Raw genomic sequence first — 23,608 nt, forward strand, 5'->3', positions numbered from 1 at the left:
CTGATTGTCTCGCGCGACGGCGACGGGGAAAACGATGTGACCGCCCAGCGCCGACCATTCCGCTGGAGTGGAAATGGATCGCGCATCTGGATGATCATCGGCGGAACGGCGCCACCCCAGAACACCAGCCCGATCCTGCTCTTATAAGGACGCTCGGACGCACTCAGCTCTGGTTCAAGAATCTAACCAGCGGCCATCTCTCTGAGAGAATTTGCGGCGCGCTGGAGAATCGATGAACGGCGCATTAGCTCGCAGAGACCAGCACCCAATTGGAGCGCAATCCGCGATCTCTGCTCCGCTTCACGCCGCAAATGGATGCAGCACTTCGCGCCAAGCCTCATAAATGTCGGGAAGTTCTGGAGTGCCCGTCGGTCTCTCGCGAGCGCTCGGGACTTAATGGTGGAGCCAGGCGGAATCGAACCGCCGACCTCTTGCATGCCATGCAAGCGCTCTCCCAACTGAGCTATGGCCCCGCCGTATAATGCGGAGGAGATTGGGCTCCCCCGCAGCGGTGGCGGAACTTAGGGCGCGTTTTCGTCGGGATCAAGCACAAATATTGATCCGCGCCGATTGCGCCCCATGCGCCGCAAACTTTTTATTCGTCGTCCTCGCCGACGCCGCGGATGATGCCCGAAACGTCGTCTTCCTCGTCCTCGTCGTCAGGCAGGAAGGCATCGTCTTCGGCGTCGTCCTCGATCTCCTCGCCGATATCCTCAAGGATATCGTCGCCCAGATCCTCGGCGGCCAGTTCTTCGTCGCGCAGCGCATCCAACGAGACATTATCCTCGTCTTCCGCCACCTCGACCGTACGCGGCGCCTTTTCCTTCGGCTTTTCGACCGGCTTGGCGCGTTTGGCCTTCGCGCCCGAATCCGGCACGAATTCGTGTTTGCACTTGGGGCAAACAGCAGGGCTCTTGGTCAGATCGTAAAACTTCGCGCCGCAGCTCGGGCAATCGCGCTTCGTTCCCAACTCCGGTTTCGACAAGTTTTAATCTCCTTGCGGCATCGGTGCCCTGCGGCCCGTCTCGCCGGATTTCCCCCACGCATTCGGCGCAGGTCTACCCAACGGATTTTCCCATTGCCACGATAAGTTGCTCCTGTCAAAACCTATTCGCGCGCGCCATGCAGCGTTCGCCTGGTTCCCGCGTCGCGCCGGAACGTCCTTCCCGGAAGCCCCCAAGGGATATGACCGTGGCCCACCCGTCCGAAAGCTCAGATACAAGCCTTTCCGCCGAGCCCTCTCATTCGCTGACGGGCCGCCTCCGCGTGCCCGGCGACAAGTCGATTTCCCATCGCGCGCTCATTTTCGGCGCCCTGACGGTTGGTGAAACGAAGATCACCGGCCTTCTGGAAGGCGAGGACGTGCTGGCGACCGCCGAGACCATGCGCCGCCTCGGCGCCGAGGTGACGCGGACCGGAGAGGGCGCCTGGACCGTCCATGGCGTCGGGGTCGGGGCTTTGCGCGAACCGTCGCAGCCGCTCGATTTCGGCAATTCAGGGACCGGCGCGCGACTCATCATGGGCCTTGTCGCCGGCCATCCGATTACCGCAACCTTCATAGGCGACGCGTCGCTTTCGCGCCGCCCCATGGGCCGCGTCATCACGCCGCTGAGCCAGATGGGCGCCGTGTTCCATGCCCGAGAGGGCGGGCGGCTGCCGCTGACGCTCACAGGCGCCCGCGAAGCCCTTCCCATCACCTACCGCTCGCCGGTCGCATCCGCTCAGGTGAAGTCGGCCGTGCTCCTGGCCGGGCTCAATGCGCGGGGCGTCACCACGGTGATCGAGCCTGTGCCGACCCGCGACCATACCGAACGGATGCTTCGGGCCTTCGGCGCCCATGTCGAGACCGAAACGCTGCCCGACGGCGCGCTCGCCATCCATCTCACCGGCCAGCCCGAGCTTCACCCCTGCCCGATCATCGTCCCCGGCGATCCGTCCTCGGCGGCCTTCCCGGTCGTCGCAGCGCTCATCGTGCCGGGCTCGGAAGTCGTGGTCGAAGGCATTACGCTCAATCCGCACCGCGCCGGCCTCTATACGACACTCATCGAGATGGGCGCCGACATCGAGATCATGAACCAGCGCGAGGAAGGCGGAGAGCCCGTCGCCGATCTGCGCGTCCGGGCGAGCCGTCTTCACGGCATCGAGGTGCCGCCGGAACGCGCTGCCTCCATGATCGACGAATATCCCGTGCTTGCCATTGCTGCTTCTTTTGCATCCGGCCAGACGGTGATGCGCGGCATCCACGAATTGCGCGTCAAGGAAAGCGACCGCATCGCGGCGACAGCAGCAGGCCTCAGGCTCAATGGCATCAAGGTCCATGAGACCGAGGATTCGATGACGGTCGAAGGCCGCGAGGGTCATGTCGATGGCGGCGGCCATGTCGTCACCCATATGGACCACCGGATTGCCATGTCCTTCCTGGTCATGGGGCTCGCCGCACACAAGCCGGTGACCGTCGACGACGCCACGATGATCGCAACGAGCTTCCCGAACTTCATCCCGCTGATGCGCGAGCTCGGCGCCCTCTTTGTGAGCCACGGCCAGTGAGCTTCGTCGTCGCGATCGACGGTCCCGCCGCCTCCGGCAAGGGAACGCTGGCGCGAAGGCTCGCGGCTCATTACGGCTTTGCCTATCTCGATACGGGTTCGCTCTACCGCGCGGTCGGACAGGCGGTCCGCGACGCGGACGGCAACCCCGCCGACGAGACGGCGGCGCTCGCCGCGGCGCAGGCGCTCGACATCTCCCGGATCGACGAAAAGGCCATCCGCACGCGGGAAGCGGGCGAAGCCGCTTCGCTTGTGGCCGTCATGCCCTCGGTCCGGGCAGCCATCCTCGATTTTCAGCGCGATTTCGCCGCGAACCCGCCAGACGGACAGAAGGGCGCCGTGCTGGACGGGCGGGACATTGGAACGGTCGTCTGCCCCGACGCCGATGTGAAGCTTTTCGTGACCGCCAGCCCCGAGGTCCGGGCCCACAGGCGCTGGCTCGAACTCAAGAACTCGGGGTCCACGGTCTCCGAGGCACAAGTCCTTGAAGATACGAAGGAAAGAGACGCGCGGGACGCCGGCCGGGCGGCGAGCCCCATGCGTCAGGCCACCGACGCGCACTTGCTCGACACCACCGATTTGAGTATAGAAGCGGCGTTCGGCGAAGCCGTCCGGATCATCGACAAGTCAATGAGTTAAGCGCGCTATCCGCTATTCGCGGGGCGGGCTTGCACATTGGCTATTCGGCGTTTCGGGGGTCGCTGCCGGCGAGACTATTTTTGCAACCTCTAACCGCCTGCCCACATCCATATGCTCCCGGGCGCTCACGACCCAGGGGGAAGACCGCCGGACACAACCGTCGGCCGGATAAAGCACCGATCAGGAGACTGAACACATTGGCTAATACCGCACTCAACCCGACGCGCGAAGATTTCGCCGCCCTGCTCGAAGAGTCCTTCGGCTCCAGCGACATGCAGGAAGGCTCGGTCATCCGTGGCCGTATCGTCGGCATCGAAAACGACCTCGCCATCATCGACGTCGGCCTCAAGACCGAAGGCCGCGTCGCCCTCAAGGAATTTGCGACCCCCGGCCGCGCCGCGGCCGTTCAGGTCGGCGACACCGTGGAAGTCTATCTCGAGCGCATCGAGAATTCCGCCGGCGAGGCCGTGCTGTCGCGTGAAAAGGCGAAGCGCGAAGAGAGCTGGATCCGCCTCGAAGTCGCTTTCGAGAAGCAGGAACGCGTCGAAGGCCAGATCTTCGGCCGCGTGAAGGGTGGCTTCACCGTCGATCTCGACGGCGCCGTCGCCTTCCTCCCCGGCAGCCAGGTCGACATCCGCCCCGTGCGCGACGTGACCCCGCTGATGAACATCGCCCAGCCCTTCCAGATCCTCAAGATGGACAAGCGCCGCGGCAACATCGTCGTCTCGCGCCGCGCCGTCCTCGAAGAGACCCGCGCCGAACAGCGTCAGGAACTCGTCGAGAACCTCAAGGAAGGCCAGGTGCTGGAAGGCGTCGTCAAGAACATCACCGATTACGGTGCGTTCGTTGACCTCGGCGGCGTCGACGGCCTGCTGCACGTCACCGACATTGCGTGGCGCCGCGTGAACCACCCGACGGAAGTTCTCTCGATCGGCCAGACCGTGAAGGTCCAGGTGATCAAGGTGAACCAGGAAACCCAGCGCATCTCGCTCGGCATGAAGCAGCTCGAGGCCGATCCGTGGGAAGGCGTTTCCGCGAAGTATCCGATCGGCGCGAAGCTCAAGGGCCGCGTTACGAACATCACCGATTACGGTGCGTTCGTTGAGCTCGAGCCGGGCGTTGAAGGTCTTGTCCACGTCTCCGAGATGAGCTGGACCAAGAAGAACGTGCACCCCGGCAAGATCGTTTCGACCTCGCAGGAAGTCGAAGTGATGGTGCTCGAAGTCGATCCGGTGAAGCGTCGCATCTCGCTTGGTCTCAAGCAGTGCCTCGACAACCCGTGGATGAGCTTCGCCGAGAAGTTCCCGGTCGGCACGATCGTCGAAGGCGAGATCAAGAACATCACCGAGTTCGGTCTGTTCATCGGTCTCGACACGGACGTCGACGGCATGGTCCACATGTCCGACCTCGACTGGAACAAGTCGGGCGAGGAAGCCATGCAGGCCTATCAGAAGGGCCAGGTCGTCAAGGCCGTCGTCCTCGACGTCGACACCGAGAAAGAGCGTATCTCGCTCGGCATCAAGCAGCTCAGCGGCGATCCGCTGGAAAGCCTCGGCGACGCGATCCGCAAGGGCGCGGTCGTCACCTGCACGGTGACGGGCGTGACCGAGAACGGTCTCGAAGTCACGGTCGGCGCGGAGGCGATGCCTGCCTTCATCCGTCGCGCCGAACTCTCGCGTGACCGTTCGGAGCAGCGCCCCGAGCGTTTCGCCGTCGGCGACAAGATCGACGCCCGCGTGACGCAGTTCGACCGCGCCGCGCGCAAGATGACCCTCTCGGTCAAGGCGCTCGAAATCGCGGAAGAGAAGGAAGCCGTCGCTCAGTACGGCTCGTCCGACTCGGGCGCGTCGCTCGGCGACATCCTCGGTGCCGCGCTCCGTGGCGCCCAGGACGAAAAGAAGTAAGCGTACCCGTCCGGGCCGGCTTCGGCCGGCCCCGTTCGGCTCGCTCATGACGCCGAAGATCATTTGGTCTAGTCTCCCGGAAACAGCTTGTCCGGAGAAAGCCCAGTGTCCTTCGACGCAGATGCAATCACGGACAGGCGGCGCCTCAAGCGCCGCCTGTTTTTTTGGCGCTTCGCGGCCGTCATTGCCGTGGTGCTCGCCATCCTCGCAGCCGTCGGCACGACGCGCTTCCACCACGCCCAGATCGCGCGGGTGGAGATCACCGGCATCATCACCGATGACCGGGACATGCAGGATCTGCTGAAGCAGCTTGGCGACGATCATTCGGTGAAAGCCGTCATTCTCTCGATCGACAGCCCCGGCGGCACGACGACCGGCGCCGAAGCTCTCTACACCAGGGTCCGCCAGCTTGCCGCGAAGAAGCCCGTCGTCGCGACGCTTGGCACGGTCGCGGCCTCCGGGGGATATATCGCCGCGCTTTCCGCCGACCACATCGTCGCCCGCGGCAATACGCTGACCGGCTCGATCGGCGTCCTCTTCGAATGGCCGCAATTCGCCGGGCTGATGGAAAAGCTCGGCATCGAGGTCCAGTCGGTGAAATCGGCGCCGCTCAAGGCCGAGCCCGCGCCCTATCACAAGCCCAGCCCCGAGGCGTTGGCAGCGACGCGCGATCTCGTCACCTCCTCCTATGACTGGTTCATCGGCCTCGTCCAGGAGCGCCGGAAGCTCGACGCCGCCACGGCGAAGAAACTCGGCGACGGGCGCGTCTATACGGGCTGGCAGGCCGTCCAGAACAAGCTCGTCGACGAGATCGGCGGTGAGGACGAAGCCGTCAAATGGCTGACCACGGCCCGCAAGGTTCCGGCCGGTCTTCCTGTGGAGGACTGGGCGCCGGAGCGCGAAGACGCCGCCTATGGCTCCTTCACGGGCGAGGCGGCTGGCCGGGTTCTAGCTGCGGGGATCGAAGCGCTGGCCGGAAAAACGCTGCAAACAAAAAGACTTACCCTTGACGGGCTGAGCAGCGTTTGGCACCCTGACGCCCGTTGAACGATGAGTTTCATGCTGCCTGGGGGGCAGTTGAGGGCGCAGAGACATGACGCTCCGGCCATCCCCTCGACAAAAGCCAGAGGCAGCACCCAGCCCGGACGCGCAGAGACATGATCAAATCCGAACTCGTCGCCCGCCTCGCACAGGCGAACCCGCATCTCTACCAGCGAGACGTGGAGCGGATCGTTTCCACGATTTTCGACGAGATCAGCGCAGCGCTGGCGCGTGGCGACCGGGTGGAACTTCGCGGCTTCGGCGCCTTCTCCGTGAAAAGCCGTCCGGCCCGCACCGGACGCAATCCGCGTACCGGCGCGCCCGTTCACGTGGATGAAAAATTCGTGCCCTTCTTCAAGACGGGCAAGGAACTGCGCGAACGCCTCAACAACGCCGACATCCCGGAAGGCAAGCTGCTTGCCGCCGAGGAAGGCGATGAGGACGACGAGGATTGATATCCTCGCCCCTCTCCCGATGGGAGAGGCTTTTAAAGGATTGAGCCATTGAGCCTGCTCCGCTGGATCGTCCTGCCACCGGTCGCGCTGATCGTGATCGCGCTTGCCGTGGCCAACCGCCATGTCGTGAGCTTCAGCCTTGACCCGTTCAACGCAGCGGCGCCCGCCCTCAGCCTTGAAATGCCGCTGGCCGGCATCGTGCTGATCGCGCTCTTCATCGGCATCCTGATCGGCGGTTTTGCAGCCTGGAGCCAGGCGAAGATCAAGATCGCCCGGCGAAAGGCGCCGCCGCCCATGGAGCCGGCAAAAAGCTCGGGCCCCAACCTCCCCGCCGCAACGCTCTGAGCCCCTCGCGGCGGCGTTTCGCCGTGGGTCCGGCGGTGCTATAAACCGCGCGACCCAGGCCAAAGCCCGACTCCGGCCAAAGGAGCCCCAATGAGCGTGACCCCGAACCCCATTTTCTGCGCCCTCGACACGGTGGATGAAGCCCATGCCGCCTCGCTCGCGCGCGGGCTCAAGGGCACGGTGGGCGGCGTGAAGCTCGGCATGGAATTCTTCAATGCGCGTGGCCCGCAGGGCTATCGCACCGTCGCGGAAGCGGGTGTGCCGATCTTCCTCGACCTCAAGCTCCATGACATTCCGAACACGGTCGCAGGCGGCATCCGCGCAACGCTGCCCTTGAAGCCCGCCATCGTGAACGTCCATGCGGCGGGTGGGCTCGCCATGATGCGGGCCGCCGCCGATGCCGCAAAGGAAGCGGGCGATGCGCGCCCGCTCGTCATCGCGGTCACGGTGCTGACCAGCCTCGATCAATCCGATCTCCATGACACGGGCGTTTCCGGCACGCCCGCCGACCACGTGCTGCGCCTCGCGCATCTCGCGGCTAAGGCCGGGCTCGACGGCGTCGTCTGCTCCGCGCATGAAATCGAGCGGCTGCGCGCCGAACTCGGCCGCGACTTCAAGCTCATCGTGCCGGGCATCCGTCCCGCAGGCAGCGACATCGGCGACCAGAAGCGCATCATGACGCCGTCTGACGCTCTCGCGCTTGGCGCGGACATTCTCGTCATCGGCCGCCCGATCACGGGCGCCGCCAACCCGCGCGAGGCGGCCGAGGCGATCAGCGCCTCGCTCGCAGCCTGACATGCCCGTCCCCGCCTCAAATATCAGGGTCAAGATTTGCGGCCTGTCGACGCCGGAGACGGTGAAGGCTGCCGTGGACGCGGGCGCCGACTATCTCGGCTTCGTCTTCTTTGCCAGAAGCCCCCGCAATATTTCGCCCGATGACGCTGCGGAACTCGGCAAGCTCGTGCCGCCCCATGTGTTGAAGGTGGCACTTACCGTCGATGCCGACGACGCCACGCTCGATCGTATCGTCGCGGCGCTGAAGCCCGACATGCTGCAACTTCACGGGCATGAGAGCCCCGAGAGGCTCATCGAACTGAAATCCCGTTTCGGCCTGACGCTGATGAAGGCCGTCGCCGTTTCCGAGCCGGAAGACCTAACGAGATCAGACATTTACCGTGATGCAGCCGATTTGTTGCTGTTCGATGCCAAACCGCCTAAATCTATGCAGAATGCGCTGCCCGGCGGAAATGGCCTTGTCTTCGACTGGTCGCTGATCGCCGGACACAGGCCCGAAATGCCCTGGATGCTTTCCGGCGGATTGACGGCGGAAAATGTCGGCGAAGCGATCCGCATCAGCGGCGCGGAAGCGGTCGATGTCTCTTCCGGCGTCGAGGACGCGCCGGGTCGGAAGAACCCGAAGCTGATCGCGGAATTCATTCGCGCCGCCAGGTCCGTTTGACTACCGGCATCGTATCGACGTGATGATGAAAGAAAAAGACGTGAGCGTGACTTCCAAAGTCAATTCCTACAGAGCCGGCCCCGACGAACGCGGACGCTTCGGCATTTTTGGCGGACGCTTTGTCGCCGAGACGCTGATGCCGCTGATCCTCGACCTCGAAAAAGCCTATGACGAGGCAAAGAACGATCCGGCTTTCCATGCCGAGCTGACGCATCTCAACACGCATTATGCCGGTCGCCCGAGCCCGCTCTATTTCGCGGAACGCCTGACCGAGCATCTCGGCGGCGCGAAGATCTATTTCAAGCGCGAAGAGCTCAACCACACCGGCTCGCACAAGATCAACAATTGCCTCGGTCAGATCCAGCTCGCGCGGCGCATGGGCAAGACGCGCATCATCGCGGAAACGGGCGCGGGTCAGCATGGCGTCGCGACGGCGACGGTCTGCGCGCGCTTCGGCCTGCCTTGCGTCGTCTATATGGGCGCGACCGACGTCGAACGTCAGAAGCCGAACGTCTTCCGCATGAAGCTCCTCGGCGCTGAAGTCGTGCCGGTCACTTCCGGTTCCGGCACGCTCAAGGATGCGATGAACGAAGCGCTGCGCGACTGGGTGACGAATGTCGAGGACACCTACTACCTCATCGGCACCGTTGCGGGCCCGCATCCCTATCCGGCCATGGTGCGAGATTTCCAGTCGGTGATCGGCGACGAGACGAAGAAGCAGATTCTCGAGATCGAAGGCCGTCTGCCCGATACGCTCGTCGCCTGCGTTGGCGGCGGCTCGAACGCCATGGGCCTTTTCCATCCCTTCCTCGACGACAGCGGCGTCGAGATCGTCGGCGTCGAAGCGGGCGGCCACGGCATTGCAACGGGCGAGCATTCCGCCTCGATCCTCGGCGGCAGCCCCGGCGTGCTCCACGGCAACCGCACCTATCTTCTTCAGAACGAAGACGGCCAGATCCTCGAAGGCCATTCGATCTCGGCGGGCCTCGACTATCCGGGCATCGGGCCGGAGCATTCGTGGCTCAGCGATATCGGCCGCGTGAATTATGTCGCCGCGACGGACAGGGAGGCGCTCGATGCCTTCCAGCTCTGCTCCAAGGTCGAAGGCATCATTCCGGCACTCGAACCCGCCCATGCGCTTGCCCATGTGACGAAGCTCGCGCCGACCCTGTCCAAGGATCACATCATCGTCGTCTGCCTCTCGGGCCGTGGCGACAAGGACGTGTTCTCTGTGGCCGAGCATCTGGGAGTGAAGCTGTGAGCACACGTCTCGACAAGCGCTTTGCAGCGCTCAAGGCCGAAGGCCGTCCCGCCTTCGTGACTTTCATCACGGCGAACGATCCCGATTTCGATTTCTCGCTCGAACTGCTGAAGGGCCTGCCGGGCGCTGGCGCCGACGTGATCGAACTCGGCATGCCCTTCACCGATCCGATGGCCGACGGTCCCGCAATTCAGGCATCCTCGCAGCGCGCGCTCAAAGGCGGCGCGACGATGAAGAAGACGCTCGAACTCGTGCGCGCCTTCCGCGCCGCCGATAACGACACGCCGATCGTGCTGATGGGTTACTACAACCCGATCTATCACATGGGCGTAACGAAGTTCCTCGAAGCGGCAACCACCGCCGGCGTCGACGGGCTCATCGTGGTCGACCTTCCGCCGGAAGAAGACGACGAGCTGTGCGTACCCGCCCTCAACGCGGGATTGAACTTCATCCGTCTCGCGACCCCGACGACCGACGACAGGCGCCTGCCTGCCGTTCTCGCGAACACGAGCGGATTTGTCTATTACGTCTCGATCACCGGCATCACCGGTTCGGCGACCCCGGACACGGGCAAGGTTGCAGCCGCCGTCGAGCGCATCAAGCGGCACACATCGCTGCCCGTCGCGGTTGGCTTCGGCATCAAGACGCCGGAACAGGCCCACGCCATCGCAGGCGCCGCCGACGGCGCCGTCATCGGCTCGGCCATCGTCAGCGCCATTGCCGACGAACTCGATGCGAACGGCAAGCCGAAGGCGGGCGCAGCCGCGCGCGTGCTCACGCAGGTTCGCGCGCTGGCCGAAGGTGTCCATAGCGCCCACGCAAAAGCCGCGGAATGAACGGAGAGACCCCATGAACTGGATCACAAACGTCGTCCGCCCGCGCATCCAGCGCGTCTTCAAGAAGAAGGACACGCCGGACAATCTCTGGCGCAAGTGCCCTGCCTGCAACGAGATGATCTTCCATCGCGATCTGGAAACGGCGCTCAATGTCTGCCCGCATTGCGATCATCACATGCGCCTCGGCACGACGGCGCGTCTCGCATCGCTTTTCGACGATGGCCAGTACCAGACGGTTACAGTCGCGGGCGTACCGCTCGATCCGCTGAAATTCCGCGACCAGAAGAAATATCCCGACCGCCTCAAGGAAGCCCGCTCCAAGACCGGCCGCGACGAGGCGATCACCGTCGCCCACGGTCCGCTCGACGGCGTGGAAACGGTGATCTCCATTCAGGATTTCGCCTTCATGGGCGGCTCGCTCGGCATGGCCGCCGGCGAAGCGATCATCAAGAGCGCGGAAATCGCGATCGAAAAGAAAGCGCCCTTCATCCTCTTCACCGCGGCAGGCGGCGCACGCATGCAGGAGGGCATCCTCTCCCTCATGCAGATGCCGCGCACGACGGTCGCCGTCGAGATGCTGCGCGATGCGGGGATTCCCTACATCGTCGTCCTCACCGACCCGACGACGGGCGGCGTGCTCGCCTCCTATGCCATGCTCGGCGACATCCAGATTTCCGAGCCCGGCGCGCTGATCGGCTTCTCGGGCCGCCGCGTCATCGAGCAGACGATCCGCGAAAAGCTGCCCGACGATTTCCAGAAAGCCGAATTCCAGCTCGACCACGGCATGATCGACATGATCGTGCATCGCCACAAGCTCAAGGATACGCTGGCGCGCACGATCCGCATCCTCATGCACAAGCCGAAGCTCGGCACGCCGTCGACGCTGCCCGCGCGGACGGCATCACGCTGACGGGCGAGCCCTTGAGCGGCGAACGCAAAACCGAGTCGAGCGATATCATTCTCGAACGGGTGACGAAGCTTCATTCGAAGCTGATCGACCTGTCGCTCGACCGTACCTGGCGGCTTCTTGCCGCGCTCGGCCATCCCGAGCGCGCGCTGCCGCCGACCTTTCATATCGCAGGCACCAACGGCAAGGGCTCAACCTCAGCCTATCTGCGCAGCTGCCTCGAAGCGGGCGGCTATGGCGTCCATTCCTATACCTCGCCGCATCTTGTGCGCTTCCATGAGCGCATCAGGCTTGCGGGCCGTCCGAAAAGCGCGCCCATCGACGAGGCGGAGCTTGCGGCGCTGCTCGACGAATGCGAGCGGGTGAATGACGGCAAACCCATCACCTTTTTCGAGATCACGACCTGCATGGCCTTTCTCGCTTTCGCGAGACACAAGGCCGACGCTCTGATCCTCGAAGTCGGCATGGGCGGCAAGCTCGACACAACCAATGTGATCGATCATCCAGCCGTCACCGTCATCACGCCGGTCGATCTCGATCATCAGCAGTTTCTCGGCAATACCATCGACCTCATCGCACGGGAAAAGGCCGGCATCCTCAAACGCGGCGTTCCCGCCGTGATCGGCCCGCAGACCGACGAAGGCCGCGCCGCCATCGAGGAAGAGGCCGCAAGAATCGGCGCCCCGCTGCTCATCTGGGGACAGGATTTCAGCGCGCATGAGGAACAGGGCCACCTCGTCTATCAGGACGAGCATGGCCTTCTCGATCTGCCGCTGCCGCGCCTTCCCGGCCGCCACCAGATCGACAATGCGGGCGTCGCCATCTGCGCTCTGCGCCAGGCGCAAATGCTGCCGCTCGGCGAGGACTCCATTGCGCGGGGATTGCGTGAGGCCGAGTGGCCGGCGCGGCTGCAACGCCTGACGCGTGGCCCCCTCGTCGCGGCGCTGCCACCCCATGCGGAACTCTGGCTCGATGGCGGGCACAATCCTTCGGCCGGCCGCGTCGTCGCCCATGCCATGGCGGATTTCACGCAGAGCAACCCGAAGCCGCTCATCATGATCGTCGGCATGAAGGAAACGAAGGACGCGAGCGGCTTCCTCGCGCCCTTCGACGGCCTCGTCTCGCATGTCGAGACGGTTGCGATCCCCGACGACCCGGCGTGTCTGCCGCCCGAGACGCTTGTCGAGGCCGCACGAAATGTGGGCCTCGACGCTTCCCCGGCGCCTTCCATCGAAGAAGCGCTGCAGCGCGGCCTTGCTCGCACGGGAGGGGAGGCTCCGCGCGTTCTCATATGCGGCTCCCTCTATCTCGCCGGTGCCGTGCTCAAGGACAACGGCTGAACAAAATGAGCCGAACGAAAAAAGGCCGGTCCGGCGACCGGCCTTTTCAATTCGTATCGAGGAAAGCTCAGAGAGCGCCTTCGATCCATTCGACGATCTTGCCCTTGGGCAGCGCGCCGACCTTCGTCGCGGCGACCTGGCCGTCCTTGAAGATCATCATGGTGGGAACGCCACGCACGCCATATTTCGTCGGCGTGTTGGGATTCTCGTCGATGTCGATCTTGGCGACGCGGAGCTTGCCGCCATATTCCTTGGCGATCTCTTCAAGCGCCGGGGCGATCTGCTTGCACGGGCCGCACCAGGTGGCCCAGAAATCGACCAGAACCGGGCCGTCCGCATCCAGTACGTCCGACTCGAATGTGGCGTCGGTAACCTTGCTCGTTGACATCGTCATTCCTTTCCTGCGGGCCGCGGCTCCATTGGAGCCAACCGGCCCGCCCCAGCATCCGGGGCTTTCTAAGGGCTCAGTTGGATTGAATCTAGGAACCGCCCCCCCGGAGGTCAAGGCACGGAATGGCCGCGCTTTTCTCGCGCAATCGGGGCTTTCAGGGCCTCGTCCAGCATGGCGGCAGGCAGCGGCATCAGCCGCGGCCCATCGGTCCAGAGAAGGGCGCAGACGATCTCGCGGCACGGATAGGCCTGCGTCAGCACGGCGCGATAGGCCGCCATCTGCGCCACATAGGCAGGGCTCACTTCGGTTACATCGCGCGCAGACGGCCGGTTCGTCTTGAAGTCGATCACCGTGACTCTGGTCGCGGTCACGCAGAGCCTGTCGATCTGCCCCGAGACGAGGGTGGGCTTTCCCGCAAAATCGATGCGTCCGACAACCGCCACTTCCGCGCGGCCCTCGGGCCCGAAAATATCGGCGAAGGCAGGTTCATCGAGCACGGTGAAAACCGCGGTCGCCATTTCCGCCTGCGCCGCGGCATCGAGCGCATGCGCCGGATTGGCGAGAAAGCGGCGTGCCGCCTCGGCACGCTCGGCAACCGCAAGCGCCGGCAGCGTTTGCAGCAGACGATGAATGAGCCGCCCGCGCTGATAGCGCCCATTGGTGTCGCCAGCGAGCGGAGAGAGCGCAGGCGGCTCATCGAGATCTTCAGGCGGCAGCCGCGAGGGCGCGAGCGGTCGCGATGGCGTCGGCTCGGCGGGTGCCCTCGCGCGCATCCAGTCCTCGAGCGCAGGCAACTCGACGGCAGCGACATGCCCTGCGACTTCCGGCTCGCGCTGCTGCTCGCCCTCGATCCGCCAGACCTTGCGTCCATCGGCAAGTTCGATCTCCTGCGCTTCCGGCATCAACGCGGCGGTGATGAGATTGTACCAGCAATCGGGGGCGGGCTCGGCTGCGCCGCGATAGCCGCACACATAGAGCCGGTCGCGCGCGCGCGTCATGGCGACATAGAGAAGCCGGCGATATTCATCGGCCTGCGCCTTGCGATGCGCCTCGCGTGCAATCGCCGACAACCCGTCCTCATCCTTTTTCCGAACAGGCCAGAGAAGAAGCTGCGGGTCCGTCGGCAGCGCGAGCAGCGCCGGATCGTGCCGCGCACCGGGAAGGGAGCAGGTGTCCGGCATGAAGACGATTTCGGCCTCGAGGCCCTTGGCGCCGTGGACCGTCATCACGCGCACCTCGTCGCGCCCCTGCTCCATATCGCGCTTGATCTCTGCGCCGCCGCTTTCGATCCAATGCAGGAAGGCCTGCAGCGTCGGCGCATGACGCCGCTCGAATTCGAGAGCAAGCGCGAGGAACTCGTCTATCGGATCGTTCGCATCGGGGCCGAGACGTGCCAGCAGCTTGCGCCTGCCATCGCCCGCTCCGAGCAACTCGGCATAAAACTCGTAAGGCGGTGCAAAGTCGGCGCGGGCGCGGATATTTGCGAGCGCCGCATGAGCCTCCCCGAAGCGCGTCGCCTCCCTCGCATGAGTCTCCAGCGCATCCCAGAGCCTGCCCTTGCGATTTCGCGCCAGATCGAAAAGCTCTTCCTCGGTGAGACCGATCAACGGACTCTTCAGCAAGGTCGCGAGGTTGAGATCGTCTTCCGGCAGAAGCGCAAAGGCACCCGCCGCCATGAGATCCATGACCGCAATTTGCTCGGTCAGCACCATGCGATCCGCGCCGGCGACCGGGATGTGAGCTTCCTTCAGATGCCGCACCATCTCCGAGACGAAGGCATTACGGCGGCGAACGAGAATCAGAATATCGCCGGGACGGATCGGCCGCCCCTTCGCGACAAGCGGTTCCCTGTTGTCGAGCCAACCCCGGATCGTCGTCGCAATACGGCTCGCAAGCTTCGCCACGGGCGCGGTCTCGGTCAGGTAATCGAGCGGCGCGTCCCAAGCGCTTTGCTCATCCTGTTCGTCCGGCGCTTCGAGATCCCAAATCTCGACAAGTCCCGCGTCGAGGTTGCGATGGGCAATATGCGTATCGACCGCGCCGGAAACGCTGAGACCATCGCTCGCGACGGCCATCGCAAAAACCTTGTCCACGGCGGCAAGCACTTCCGGCACGGACCGGAACGAGCGCACCAGAGGAATGGCGGACCAGCTCATCTCCGCCTGCTTCACGCGGCGCTCGAAATGCCGCCGCATGGCGTCGAACCGGGCCGGGTCCGCACCCTGAAAGGAAAAGATCGACTGCTTCTCGTCGCCGACCGCGAAGATCGTTCTCCTCACGTCACGCGAGCTCGATCCCGAAACGAACTCCTCCGCCAGAGCCGAGATCACGTCCCATTGCTCAGGGCTGGTGTCCTGCGCCTCATCGACAAGAATGTGATCGATGCCGCCATCGAGCTTGTAGAGCACCCAGGCCGCCATGCTGCTTTCGACGAGAAGCCTGCGGGCATGGGCAATGAGATCGTCATAGTCGAGAAGGGCACGGTATCGCTTCGCACGCTCGAAATCGGCAAGGATCGCATCGGCGAGATGGAAGATCGCTTCCGTCGCCTGCGCGACGCCGACCGCGCGAAGACGCGCGACGAGGGCGAGGATGCGCTCCTGCTCGCGCACCAGCGCTTCCGCGAGCGCGGGGTTCGACTCGGCGGGCTTCTTGGTGATGAGCGTCTTTCGCGGCGCATCTTCCTTGGTGAGAAAGATGGCCTTATAGGCGTCGAGATTTTCGAGCCGCCTTGCCGGCTCGGCAAGAAAGGCATGAAGCGCCGCGGCGCGTTCCATGTCGGTCTTGCTGCCTGTCGCGAGAAGATCGGCGGCAGCACGCATATCCTTTTCAGGCAGATCGCCGATCCCGGCGGATAGGCTCTCGACCGTCTCGCCATCTTCCACCTGAAGCGCGAGACGGATTGCCCGGATGACACCATCGAGGCCGCCAAACTGGTTCAGCAGCTTCTCGAACGTGTCGCGGCGCTGCGTCACCTCCTTCAGCAGCTCGCCGAACGCGAGTTCATCGACCCGCTCGACCACCAGTGCCAATGCGCGGCCAAGCGGCGTTTCCGGTTCAGCGCCCGCACGGCGCAACACGCCGTCGCGCACATCGGCCATCAACTCGTCAGCGCCACGATCGTCGAGAATCTCGAAATTCGGCGGCACGCCTGCTTCGAGCGGAAAGCGCCCCAGAAGCCTTTCGCAGAAGGCATGAATGGTCTGAATCTTGAGGCCGCCCGGCGTCTCGATGGCGCGTGCAAAAAGACGCCGCGCGAGATCGAGCTTCGCCTTTGAGGGGATGCGCCCTTCGAGCTTCGTGAGTTCGCTCGCGAGCACTTCGTCGGAAAGCATCGCCCAGTCGCCGAGGCGCTTGTAGAGGCGGCTCGACATTTCCGCCGCAGCCGCCTTGGTGAAGGTGAGACAAAGAATGCGGCCCGGCTCGCTTCCCGCAAGCAGAAGGCGGGCAACGCGTGTCGTCAGCGCATGCGTCTTTCCCGAGCCCGCATTGGCGGATACCCAGACGGAGGCTTCCGGATCGGAAGCGCGCATCTGCGCTTCATCGGCGGCGGGGCGCTTCTTCGTTTCGCCGCTCATTCGCCGCCTCCCGCAGACGACCACTCCTTCACCCTGGCGAGATGGTCGTAGTCGCCATAGCTCGCTTCGAACATGGGACGCGGACGCGACAGATAGGGCGTCGCCTCGTCCTCATAACTCGCGAGCAGGGCGACGAGATTGGCATATGTCTCCTCGACGAGATTTTCAGGCTCGATCGCCCGCGCCTCGCCTGCCTTTTCTCCGCCCGTGAGCCGCAGATAGAGAAGGGCCGAGGCGGTCGCGGCGCCGATGTCTTTAAAACCACCTCGCGCGATCATCGCCGCTTCGAGCGGAAGCTGCGGCGTGAGCCCCGCCTCCACCTGCGCCAGCGAAGGCATCGCGCCGGTCTTGTAGTCGATGATGCGGACGGTGCCGTCGCGGCGCTCGTCGATGCGGTCGGCCTTGCCCACCAATTTCACCGGGTGCGCGAGTTCCACAATCTCGATTTCGCCTTTCACTTCGGCATGGACGCGCTTCACATCGGCGCGAAGCCTCTCCTCGTAATCGACGATCCAGGCAGCGATACGCTTGAAGCGCGGCCACCAGAAGGCCGCAACACCGGGACGGTCGAGCGCATGGGCGAAGGTCTCGCGGCCGATGCGGATGAGCTCATCAAGCGCGTTTGCGGGAAGGCCTTGCGGGTATGCGCGGGCAAATTTCTCGAGTGCCTCGTGGATGATGTTTCCACGCTCGGCCCCCGCCCCATCGGCGTCGATCGGATCGAGCGGGCGAAGGTTCAGCACCCTTTTCGCATAGATCGCATAGGGATCGCGGATCAGGGTTTCTATTTCCGTGACGGAGAAGCGCTTCGGCCGCGCTTCGAGCGGCGGCGTCGGGCGCGGCTTCCCGATGGGGATGGGATCGCCCGCCTCGTCGAGCTTCTGCGCCCAGCCTGCCCAATTGGGCGCATCGAGCGCCTCCGCGCGGCCAAGACCCGCGAGCAGGCTCTGCAGCCGGAGAAGCCAGCGCGAGGCAACCGTCGGAGCGCCGTCGACCTTCAGCGCGCGCGTCAGCACAACTTCCGCCGCGCTCGCGCCTTCGGCGAAGTCATGGGCGGAAAGACCGATGTGACGTTCCGGCGGCTCAAGGCCGAGCGCTGCGCGCATGGGCCGGTTAAGCCAGGGATCGATATTGGCCTCAGCCGGCCACGTCCCTTCATTGAGACTGCCTAGAATGATGCAATCGGCATGCTGAAGCCGCGCTTCGAGCGGTCCCCAGATGAAGAGACGCGGATGGCGGCCGAAGCGCGGCCGCAGCACACGCGTCATGCCGAGCTCGGCGAAAAGACGGGCATAGGTTTCGAGATCGCAGGCGCCGAGCGTCGCTGCCGACTCGATCAGATCCACAACGAATGTCGAAGCTGCTTCGCCCTCTTCCTTCGCCCAGAGTTCGGGCGTACGTCCCTCGCCACGAAAGGCGAGCGCTTCCGCCGCCGCGACATGCGCGCGTGCGATATCCGCCACAGGCGCCTCGCGCCCGTAGAGATCGATAAGGGGACGCAGCGCAGTCTCGATACGGTCAAGCAGGCCGTCGAGCCCCGCGAAATCCTTTACCGGAGCATCGCGTGCTTCTGCCGCCTTGTGTGCTTCAGCAAGCGCGGCGCGGAGTCCCGCAAGTCCCGGCGCAGGACGCGGCCCCCGCAGCACGAGCCGCTCGAGGCGGCGCACTTCGTCGCGCAGCCGCGCCGGATTGCCGAGGCCTGCGAGCGGATGCTTCAGGGCGGCGAGAAAGGTCAGCGGCGCGAAATCTTCCGCCACCAATTCCGCGACGAGGCGGAGATAGATCATGGGCGGCGTGTGAGCGAGGGGCCGACCGCCGGAGTCGTCGATCTCGATGCCCCAGCGGCGAAGCTCCGCAGCGACGCGGCGGCCCAGCGCGCGATCCGGCGTGATGAGAGCCGCCGTCTTGCCTTGCGTCTCCAGCGCGCCGCGCATGAGCAGCGCAATGGCGCCGGCCTCTTCGCGCTGCGTCGGCGCCGTGACGAGCGAGAGCCCCTCCAGCGCCGCGTCGGCATCCGGCCTCAGCAGATCCAGACGCGAGCGCCAGAGCGAGGTCGTATCGGCGGGCCGCAGCGCCTCCGAAAGAAGCCGCATCCGGGCTCGCCGTGCGGGCGCCACATCGACCCCAGGCCAAAGCGCGACGTCATCGCGCTCTGCGCGGAGATGCATGAGGAGTTTCTTCAGCCCATATTGCGGATGCGACTCGGTGCCCTTGCCGCCGATTGCATTCCAGCTTTCCGCATCGAGTTCCGTATCGAGGCCCGGCAGCACGACCGCACCTGCGGCCAGCCGCGCCACGACGGCGAGAAGATCGGCGGCGGCGGGGATCGAACCCGTCGAACCCGCCGCAATGACCGGCTTTGCAGGCGGAGACTTCGTCCAGGCGGCAGCCTGACTTTCGAGAAGCGCGTTACGCCGCGCCGCGCCTTCCATGAAGCCGAGCCGGGCAAGCTCCTCCGGCCAACGCTCGGTCAGAAGTTTCAGGAACTCGATGGTGATCTGCCAGTATTCGGCGAATTCCTCCGGCACGAGCGATCCGAGAGAGGTCAGCGCGACACGCTCCGTCAGCGCCATGTCGAGAAAGCGGCCAAGATCGGCGGCAAGCGCCAGTGCTCTCGCAAGGTCCGCGCTTTCATCTGTCTCGTCGAGATCGAGAATCAGGCGGGCAAGGCGGAACTGGCGTTCCAGCCCGGAGATTTCGGGCGGCAGCGTCAGCGATGCAGAGGGCTGCGAGGATATATCGAGGACCAGCTCATCCTCGTCGACATCGCCCAGCGGCCGCATGATGGGCAGCAGCAGGGCCTTGCCGCCGCCCGCGCGCAGGAAGGCATCGGACAGGGCCCGCACTGCACGGCGCGTCGGCAGAAGGATGGTGATGTCGGGAAGCTCCACGCCCGCGCCGAAGCGCCCGCCCAGCGTAGGATCGGCAAGCAGGGTCCTTGCCAGCGCGTCCAGGAATGGCGTGCCGGAGGGAATGGTGAAAAGGCGCGGCGAATCGTGAGCCATGAGCCAGTCTAACCCTGCCCGCCGCCCTTTTCCGAATAGGTCCGGCCGAACGGATCAACCAGCCTCAAAGGTCGCGAATGAACTCTTCCGCCGCCGCCAGGTCTTCGGGTGTGCCGACATGCATCCAGACGCCCGACATGCGCTGGCCATAGAGCCGGCCCTCCTCCATCAGCCGGTCCCAGATCAGATTGGTCGAGAATGCACCTTCCGGCCCCTCGGCGAAGAGCTGCGGCTTGATGATCTGCACACCCGCAAACATGTAGGGCACGGTTTCGGAGGACCCGCGCCGCGTGATGCGGCCGAGCTGATCCATGACGAAATCGCCCCGCCCGACATAGCCGATGGTGCGGGCGGCGTCGGCGATCATGAGCAGGGCGTCCATGCGCTCCGGATCGAAGGCCTCGATCAGGTTCGTCAGATTCTCGCCCCAGCCTTCGACCCAGACGCTGTCCGAGTTGAAGGTGATGATAGGTTCCTCGCCGAGAAGAGGCAGCGCCCTCTTCGCGCCGCCGCCCGTGTCGAGCAGGCGCTCGCGCTCGTCGGAAATGACGATGTGGGGAAAGCCTCGCTTTGCGAGATGAGCCTCGAGCTTGTCGGCGAAGTGATGGACATTGACGATCACTTCCTCGACGCCTGCCTTTTCGAGCCGGTCGAGCACATGGTCGATGAGGGCTTCGCCCATGAAGGGAACGAGTGGCTTGGGCGTCGTGTCGGTGAGCGGGCGCATGCGGGTGCCCTTGCCGGCCGCCATCACCATTGCGCGTTTGATCTTCATCGCGGAGAGCTCTATCGGGAGTTCAGGAACAGATGCGCCTCGACCCAGGCAGCGAGCGGCGCCAGCGCCGGGTGGGCGAGGTTACGTTTGAGATAATCCATGGTGCGCGGCATGTGCGCCATATATTGCGGCTTGCCATCGCGCTTGAGAAGGCGCGGCCAGAGCCCGATGAGGCGCAGCGCACGCTCCGCGCCGAGCGCCGCGTAGCTCGCACGAAACTCCGCCTCGTCGAAGCCGGAAAGATCGGCCGAAGCACGATCGACATAGTAGTCGAGCATGGCCTGCTCCCGCGCCGGGGAAACGTCGCGCCGCGCATCCTGCAGGAAGGACACGACGTCATAGGCACGCGAGCCGATCAGTGCGTCCTGAAAGTCTATGAGGCCGATCCGCGCCGCGCCCTGCCTTTGCCCAAGCCATATGATGTTCGGCGAATGAAAGTCGCGCAGGAACAGCGTCGGCGTTCCAGCGTCGATGAAAGGGCGAAGGCCCGTCCAGATGCCGTGATATTCGGCGCGAAGATCGGCGGAGGCTTCGTGTCCCAGCTCCACCGGAAAATACCAGTCGAGCAGCACGTCGAGTTCGGCGCGGAAGACGCCATCGTCGAAGGCAGGCACGACATGCGCGGCGCCCTGCCCGAGCGGCAGACTAGCCGGCGCGTCCGCGGCTTGCAGTGCGATCAGAGCATCGATGCAAGTGCGATAGATTTCGTCGAGCGCTTCGCCGGCAGGGCCATGCCCATGGTCGATGATGCCGCCGAGAACCGCATCGCCAAGATCTTCGAGAAGCAGAAGCCCGGCATCGAGATCGCGGGCAAGAATTTCCGGTGCGGTGAGACCGAGCCCGCGGAGATAGTCATCCACGGCGACGAAGGGGCCGCAATCGACGGCCAGATGCGCAACCTCGCTGTAGGAACGCTGGCCGGAGGGCAGCGGCGCTTCCGGCGCGCGGGGCCAGTCCATCAGCACGGCCTTGCCCTTCGGCCCTTCGAGACGCTCATAGCGCCGCGTCGAGGCATCGCCCGCCAGCGGTCCGCGCCGCGCGTCGCCCCAGCCCGCCTCGTCCAGAAAGGCGCGGATCAGTTCCTCGCGCGTATTCATTCGTCTTTCAGTCCCCCAAGGAGTCCTTCAACCCCTGAAGCCGCGCCGCCCAGTGTCCGTGGCCCGTCAGATGAGCCTCGCGCGCTCCGCCTTCTCCCATGAGACGGATGGAGATGTCGAGACGGTCCTGCGGCAGGCGCCCCAGCCGGTCGGGCCATTCGACGAGCAGCGCCCCCTCGTCCAGCGCCTCGCCAAGGCCAAGCTCGGCGGCATCCTCCGGCCGGTCGAGCCGATAGAGATCGACATGGGTGATGAGGAGGTCCGGCGCGTCATAGGTCTGGACGAGCGTGAATGTCGGGCTCGGCACCTCCTCGTCGGGGTCGCCGAGCCGCGCGCGGATCGTCGCCCGGGCAAGCGCCGTCTTGCCGGCGCCGAGGTCGCCCGTGAGCGCGACGAAATCGCCGGGCTCCAGCAAGGCGCCGAGCCGGGCGCCCAGACGCTCGGTCGCCGCCTCGTCAGGCAGCGGAATCGAAAGTTCGGCTATGGCGGCTGCGGTCATTCTTGCGGGTCTGGGTTCGGACTGGGCCGCCATAGGAGGAAAAGCGGCCCGATTTGTCAATTTGAGAGGCCGTGACCCGGCGACCCGAAATTTTAAAGTTGACGCTTCCGTCATTTTTGTGGCGGAGTACCACTTCAGAAAAAGATGCTCTCATGGCCTCACACGCGAACGCGGCATCCTGCCCCGGCTTTGGGACAGTGACGCGCAGGCGGCACCTCTGTAAAAGGCGATGAACAGCCTTGCAGGCGAGGCGTTGAAAGAGAGCGGGAGGAACGAACGTGAGTGCGAGCGTAACCAACGGAATCGTCATCATCGGCGCCGGACAGGCGGCCTCGCAGGCTGTGATGTCACTGCGTTCGGAAGGCTATGAAGGGCCGATCCGCATGATCGGCGACGAGGCCGAGCCGCCTTACCAGCGTCCGCCCCTGTCGAAGAAATTCCTCGCCGGGGAAATCGGTTTCGACCGCGTGGAGCTGAAGCCGGCGGAGTTCTATGCGAACGCCGGCTGCGAACTGTTGCTGTCGACGCGCGTGGCGGCGATCGAGCGGGCGAAGAAGATCGTCCTGACGAGCGACGGCCGTGAAATCGCCTATGACAAGCTCATCATCGCGACCGGCAGCCGGGTACGCGAGATCAACGTGCCGGGCTTCGACCTTGAAGGCGTGCATTATCTGCGCTCCGTCGCGGACGTTCACGAGATCCAGAAGAACTTCAAGCCGGGCGCGAAGATGGTCGTCGTCGGCGGCGGCTATATCGGCCTCGAAGTGGCGGCTGTCGCCAAGAAGCACGACATCGCGGTCACCGTGCTCGAAACCGCCGAGCGCGTCATGGCGCGCGTCGTCGATCCCATCGTTTCGCATTTCTATGAGCGCATTCACCGCGAGGAAGGCGTCGTCATCCGCACGGGCGTGACGGTTGCGGGCTTCGAAGGCAAGGACGGACGCATCACCCATGTCGTCTCCGGCGAAGGTGAAAGCTTCCCTTGCGATTTCGTCGTGGTCGGCATCGGCATCATTCCGAATACGGAGCTTGCGCAGGACGCCGGCGTCACCGTCGAGAACGGCATCGTCGTCGACGAGATGACGCGGACAAGCGATCCCGACATTTATGCGGCGGGCGACTGCACCAACCATCCGAACGGCGTTTACGGCCGCCGGCTCCGCCTCGAAAGCGTTCACAACGCCATCGAGCAGGGAAAGACCGCCGCCGCCGCCATTACCGGCAAGGACAAACCCTACAACCAGGTGCCCTGGTTCTGGTCGGATCAGTACGACCTGAAGCTGCAGATCGCGGGCCTTTCCACCGGCTACACGGAAGCGGTCACTCGCGGCAATCCGGCGGAAGGCCGGAGTTTCGCGGTTTTCTATCTCAAGGACGGCGTGCTCATCGCCGTCGATGCGGTCAACCGTGCGCCCGAATTCATGACGGCCCGGCAGCTCATCGCCAAGCAGGTGAAGCTCGACCCCAAGCGGCTGGCCGACGAAACGATTTCCATGAAGGAAGTGGCGAACGCCTGAGCAGGCGTCGACA

General features: G+C 64.7%; 20 protein-coding genes and 1 tRNA gene. 13 read left to right on the top strand and 8 right to left on the bottom strand.

Features of this window, described 5'->3' with window-relative positions; translation table 11 throughout:
- Positions 1–397: 397 nt before the first annotated feature.
- Both ABFC66_RS05940 and ABFC66_RS05945 read right to left on the bottom strand, forming a co-directional pair.
- Positions 398–473, bottom strand: a tRNA-Ala gene (locus ABFC66_RS05940).
- A 122-nt stretch (positions 474–595) separates the two neighbouring features.
- The gene (locus ABFC66_RS05945) at positions 596–985 is read right to left on the bottom strand and encodes a TIGR02300 family protein (protein WP_346740054.1); all 390 of its coding nucleotides are present in this window, start codon (positions 983–985) and stop codon (positions 596–598) included.
- A 200-nt stretch (positions 986–1,185) separates the two neighbouring features.
- Here ABFC66_RS05945 and aroA point away from each other — a divergent pair, with 200 nt between their 5' ends.
- From aroA to ABFC66_RS06005, 12 genes are all read left to right on the top strand, one after another.
- Positions 1,186–2,547 (top strand): 3-phosphoshikimate 1-carboxyvinyltransferase, encoded by a 1,362-nt coding sequence (gene aroA, locus ABFC66_RS05950; protein ID WP_346740055.1) that lies wholly within the window; start codon positions 1,186–1,188, stop codon positions 2,545–2,547.
- Positions 2,544–3,185, top strand: a complete 642-nt coding sequence (gene cmk, locus ABFC66_RS05955; protein WP_346740056.1) for a (d)CMP kinase — start codon at positions 2,544–2,546, stop codon at positions 3,183–3,185. Before aroA ends, cmk begins: the two co-directional genes overlap by 4 nt.
- Before the next feature lie 197 nt (positions 3,186–3,382).
- Positions 3,383–5,089, top strand: coding sequence for a 30S ribosomal protein S1 (gene rpsA, locus ABFC66_RS05960; protein WP_346740057.1), 1,707 nt, complete (start codon positions 3,383–3,385; stop codon positions 5,087–5,089).
- A gap of 105 nt (positions 5,090–5,194) precedes the next feature.
- A complete protein-coding gene (gene sppA / locus ABFC66_RS05965) occupies positions 5,195–6,136 on the top strand; it encodes a signal peptide peptidase SppA (protein WP_346740058.1) in 942 nt (313 codons plus the stop codon).
- Between the two features lie 110 nt (positions 6,137–6,246).
- Positions 6,247–6,585: an integration host factor subunit beta gene (gene ihfB, locus ABFC66_RS05970; protein WP_152214257.1), complete on the top strand. Its 339-nt coding sequence runs from the start codon at positions 6,247–6,249 to the stop codon at positions 6,583–6,585.
- Between the two features lie 48 nt (positions 6,586–6,633).
- Positions 6,634–6,930: a DUF1049 domain-containing protein gene (locus ABFC66_RS05975; RefSeq protein WP_346740059.1), complete on the top strand. Its 297-nt coding sequence runs from the start codon at positions 6,634–6,636 to the stop codon at positions 6,928–6,930.
- A 90-nt stretch (positions 6,931–7,020) separates the two neighbouring features.
- Positions 7,021–7,725: an orotidine-5'-phosphate decarboxylase gene (gene pyrF, locus ABFC66_RS05980; protein ID WP_346740060.1), complete on the top strand. Its 705-nt coding sequence runs from the start codon at positions 7,021–7,023 to the stop codon at positions 7,723–7,725.
- A gap of 1 nt (position 7,726) precedes the next feature.
- On the top strand, positions 7,727–8,389 hold the full coding sequence (locus ABFC66_RS05985) for a phosphoribosylanthranilate isomerase (protein WP_346740061.1): 663 nt from the start codon (positions 7,727–7,729) through the stop codon (positions 8,387–8,389).
- A 25-nt stretch (positions 8,390–8,414) separates the two neighbouring features.
- Positions 8,415–9,650, top strand: coding sequence for a tryptophan synthase subunit beta (gene trpB / locus ABFC66_RS05990; RefSeq protein WP_346740095.1), 1,236 nt, complete (start codon positions 8,415–8,417; stop codon positions 9,648–9,650).
- Entirely contained in the window at positions 9,647–10,486 is an 840-nt protein-coding gene (gene trpA, locus ABFC66_RS05995; protein ID WP_346740062.1) for a tryptophan synthase subunit alpha, read from the top strand. Before trpB ends, trpA begins: the two co-directional genes overlap by 4 nt.
- Before the next feature lie 13 nt (positions 10,487–10,499).
- Positions 10,500–11,396, top strand: coding sequence for an acetyl-CoA carboxylase, carboxyltransferase subunit beta (accD, locus tag ABFC66_RS06000; RefSeq protein WP_346740063.1), 897 nt, complete (start codon positions 10,500–10,502; stop codon positions 11,394–11,396).
- A gap of 11 nt (positions 11,397–11,407) precedes the next feature.
- Positions 11,408–12,733, top strand: a complete 1,326-nt coding sequence (locus tag ABFC66_RS06005) for a folylpolyglutamate synthase/dihydrofolate synthase family protein (RefSeq protein ID WP_346740064.1) — start codon at positions 11,408–11,410, stop codon at positions 12,731–12,733.
- Positions 12,734–12,800: 67 nt separating this feature from the next.
- Here the strand turns inward: ABFC66_RS06005 and trxA are convergent, their stop codons facing one another.
- The 6 genes from trxA to tsaE all read right to left on the bottom strand — a co-directional run bounded on the left by trxA (position 12,801) and on the right by tsaE (position 22,078).
- Positions 12,801–13,121 (bottom strand): thioredoxin TrxA, encoded by a 321-nt coding sequence (gene trxA / locus ABFC66_RS06010; protein ID WP_346740065.1) that lies wholly within the window; start codon positions 13,119–13,121, stop codon positions 12,801–12,803.
- Between the two features lie 113 nt (positions 13,122–13,234).
- Positions 13,235–16,702, bottom strand: a complete 3,468-nt coding sequence (gene addA / locus ABFC66_RS06015; RefSeq protein WP_346740066.1) for a double-strand break repair helicase AddA — start codon at positions 16,700–16,702, stop codon at positions 13,235–13,237.
- Positions 16,699–19,707 (bottom strand): double-strand break repair protein AddB, encoded by a 3,009-nt coding sequence (addB, locus tag ABFC66_RS06020; protein WP_346740067.1) that lies wholly within the window; start codon positions 19,705–19,707, stop codon positions 16,699–16,701. Before addB ends, addA begins: the two co-directional genes overlap by 4 nt.
- Before the next feature lie 64 nt (positions 19,708–19,771).
- Positions 19,772–20,482: a nucleotidyltransferase family protein gene (locus tag ABFC66_RS06025; protein WP_346740068.1), complete on the bottom strand. Its 711-nt coding sequence runs from the start codon at positions 20,480–20,482 to the stop codon at positions 19,772–19,774.
- A gap of 11 nt (positions 20,483–20,493) precedes the next feature.
- Positions 20,494–21,579, bottom strand: coding sequence for a phosphotransferase (locus tag ABFC66_RS06030; RefSeq protein WP_346740069.1), 1,086 nt, complete (start codon positions 21,577–21,579; stop codon positions 20,494–20,496).
- A 7-nt stretch (positions 21,580–21,586) separates the two neighbouring features.
- Positions 21,587–22,078: a tRNA (adenosine(37)-N6)-threonylcarbamoyltransferase complex ATPase subunit type 1 TsaE gene (tsaE, locus tag ABFC66_RS06035; protein ID WP_346740070.1), complete on the bottom strand. Its 492-nt coding sequence runs from the start codon at positions 22,076–22,078 to the stop codon at positions 21,587–21,589.
- A gap of 278 nt (positions 22,079–22,356) precedes the next feature.
- Between tsaE and ABFC66_RS06040 the strand changes: the two genes are divergently transcribed.
- Positions 22,357–23,595, top strand: coding sequence for an FAD-dependent oxidoreductase (locus ABFC66_RS06040; protein WP_346740071.1), 1,239 nt, complete (start codon positions 22,357–22,359; stop codon positions 23,593–23,595).
- Positions 23,596–23,608: the final 13 nt, after the last annotated feature.

Source organism: Parvibaculum sp., from assembly GCF_039680535.1.
In the GTDB taxonomy this organism is placed as follows: domain Bacteria; phylum Pseudomonadota; class Alphaproteobacteria; order Parvibaculales; family Parvibaculaceae; genus Parvibaculum.

Excerpts from the sequence above, each read along its gene's own strand:
- ihfB (WP_152214257.1), top strand. The coding sequence starts at position 6,247 with ATGATCAAATCCGAACTCGTCGCCCGCCTCGCACAGGCGAACCCGCAT.
- aroA (WP_346740055.1), top strand. The coding sequence starts at position 1,186 with ATGACCGTGGCCCACCCGTCCGAAAGCTCAGATACAAGCCTTTCCGCC.
- tsaE (WP_346740070.1), bottom strand. The coding sequence starts at position 22,078 with ATGACCGCAGCCGCCATAGCCGAACTTTCGATTCCGCTGCCTGACGAG.
- ABFC66_RS06025 (WP_346740068.1), bottom strand. The coding sequence starts at position 20,482 with ATGAAGATCAAACGCGCAATGGTGATGGCGGCCGGCAAGGGCACCCGC.
- addB (WP_346740067.1), bottom strand. The coding sequence starts at position 19,707 with ATGGCTCACGATTCGCCGCGCCTTTTCACCATTCCCTCCGGCACGCCA.
- trpB (WP_346740095.1), top strand. The coding sequence starts at position 8,415 with ATGAAAGAAAAAGACGTGAGCGTGACTTCCAAAGTCAATTCCTACAGA.
- ABFC66_RS06030 (WP_346740069.1), bottom strand. The coding sequence starts at position 21,579 with ATGAATACGCGCGAGGAACTGATCCGCGCCTTTCTGGACGAGGCGGGC.
- ABFC66_RS05985 (WP_346740061.1), top strand. The coding sequence starts at position 7,727 with ATGCCCGTCCCCGCCTCAAATATCAGGGTCAAGATTTGCGGCCTGTCG.
- accD (WP_346740063.1), top strand. The coding sequence starts at position 10,500 with ATGAACTGGATCACAAACGTCGTCCGCCCGCGCATCCAGCGCGTCTTC.
- addA (WP_346740066.1), bottom strand. The coding sequence starts at position 16,702 with ATGAGCGGCGAAACGAAGAAGCGCCCCGCCGCCGATGAAGCGCAGATG.
- pyrF (WP_346740060.1), top strand. The coding sequence starts at position 7,021 with ATGAGCGTGACCCCGAACCCCATTTTCTGCGCCCTCGACACGGTGGAT.
- trxA (WP_346740065.1), bottom strand. The coding sequence starts at position 13,121 with ATGTCAACGAGCAAGGTTACCGACGCCACATTCGAGTCGGACGTACTG.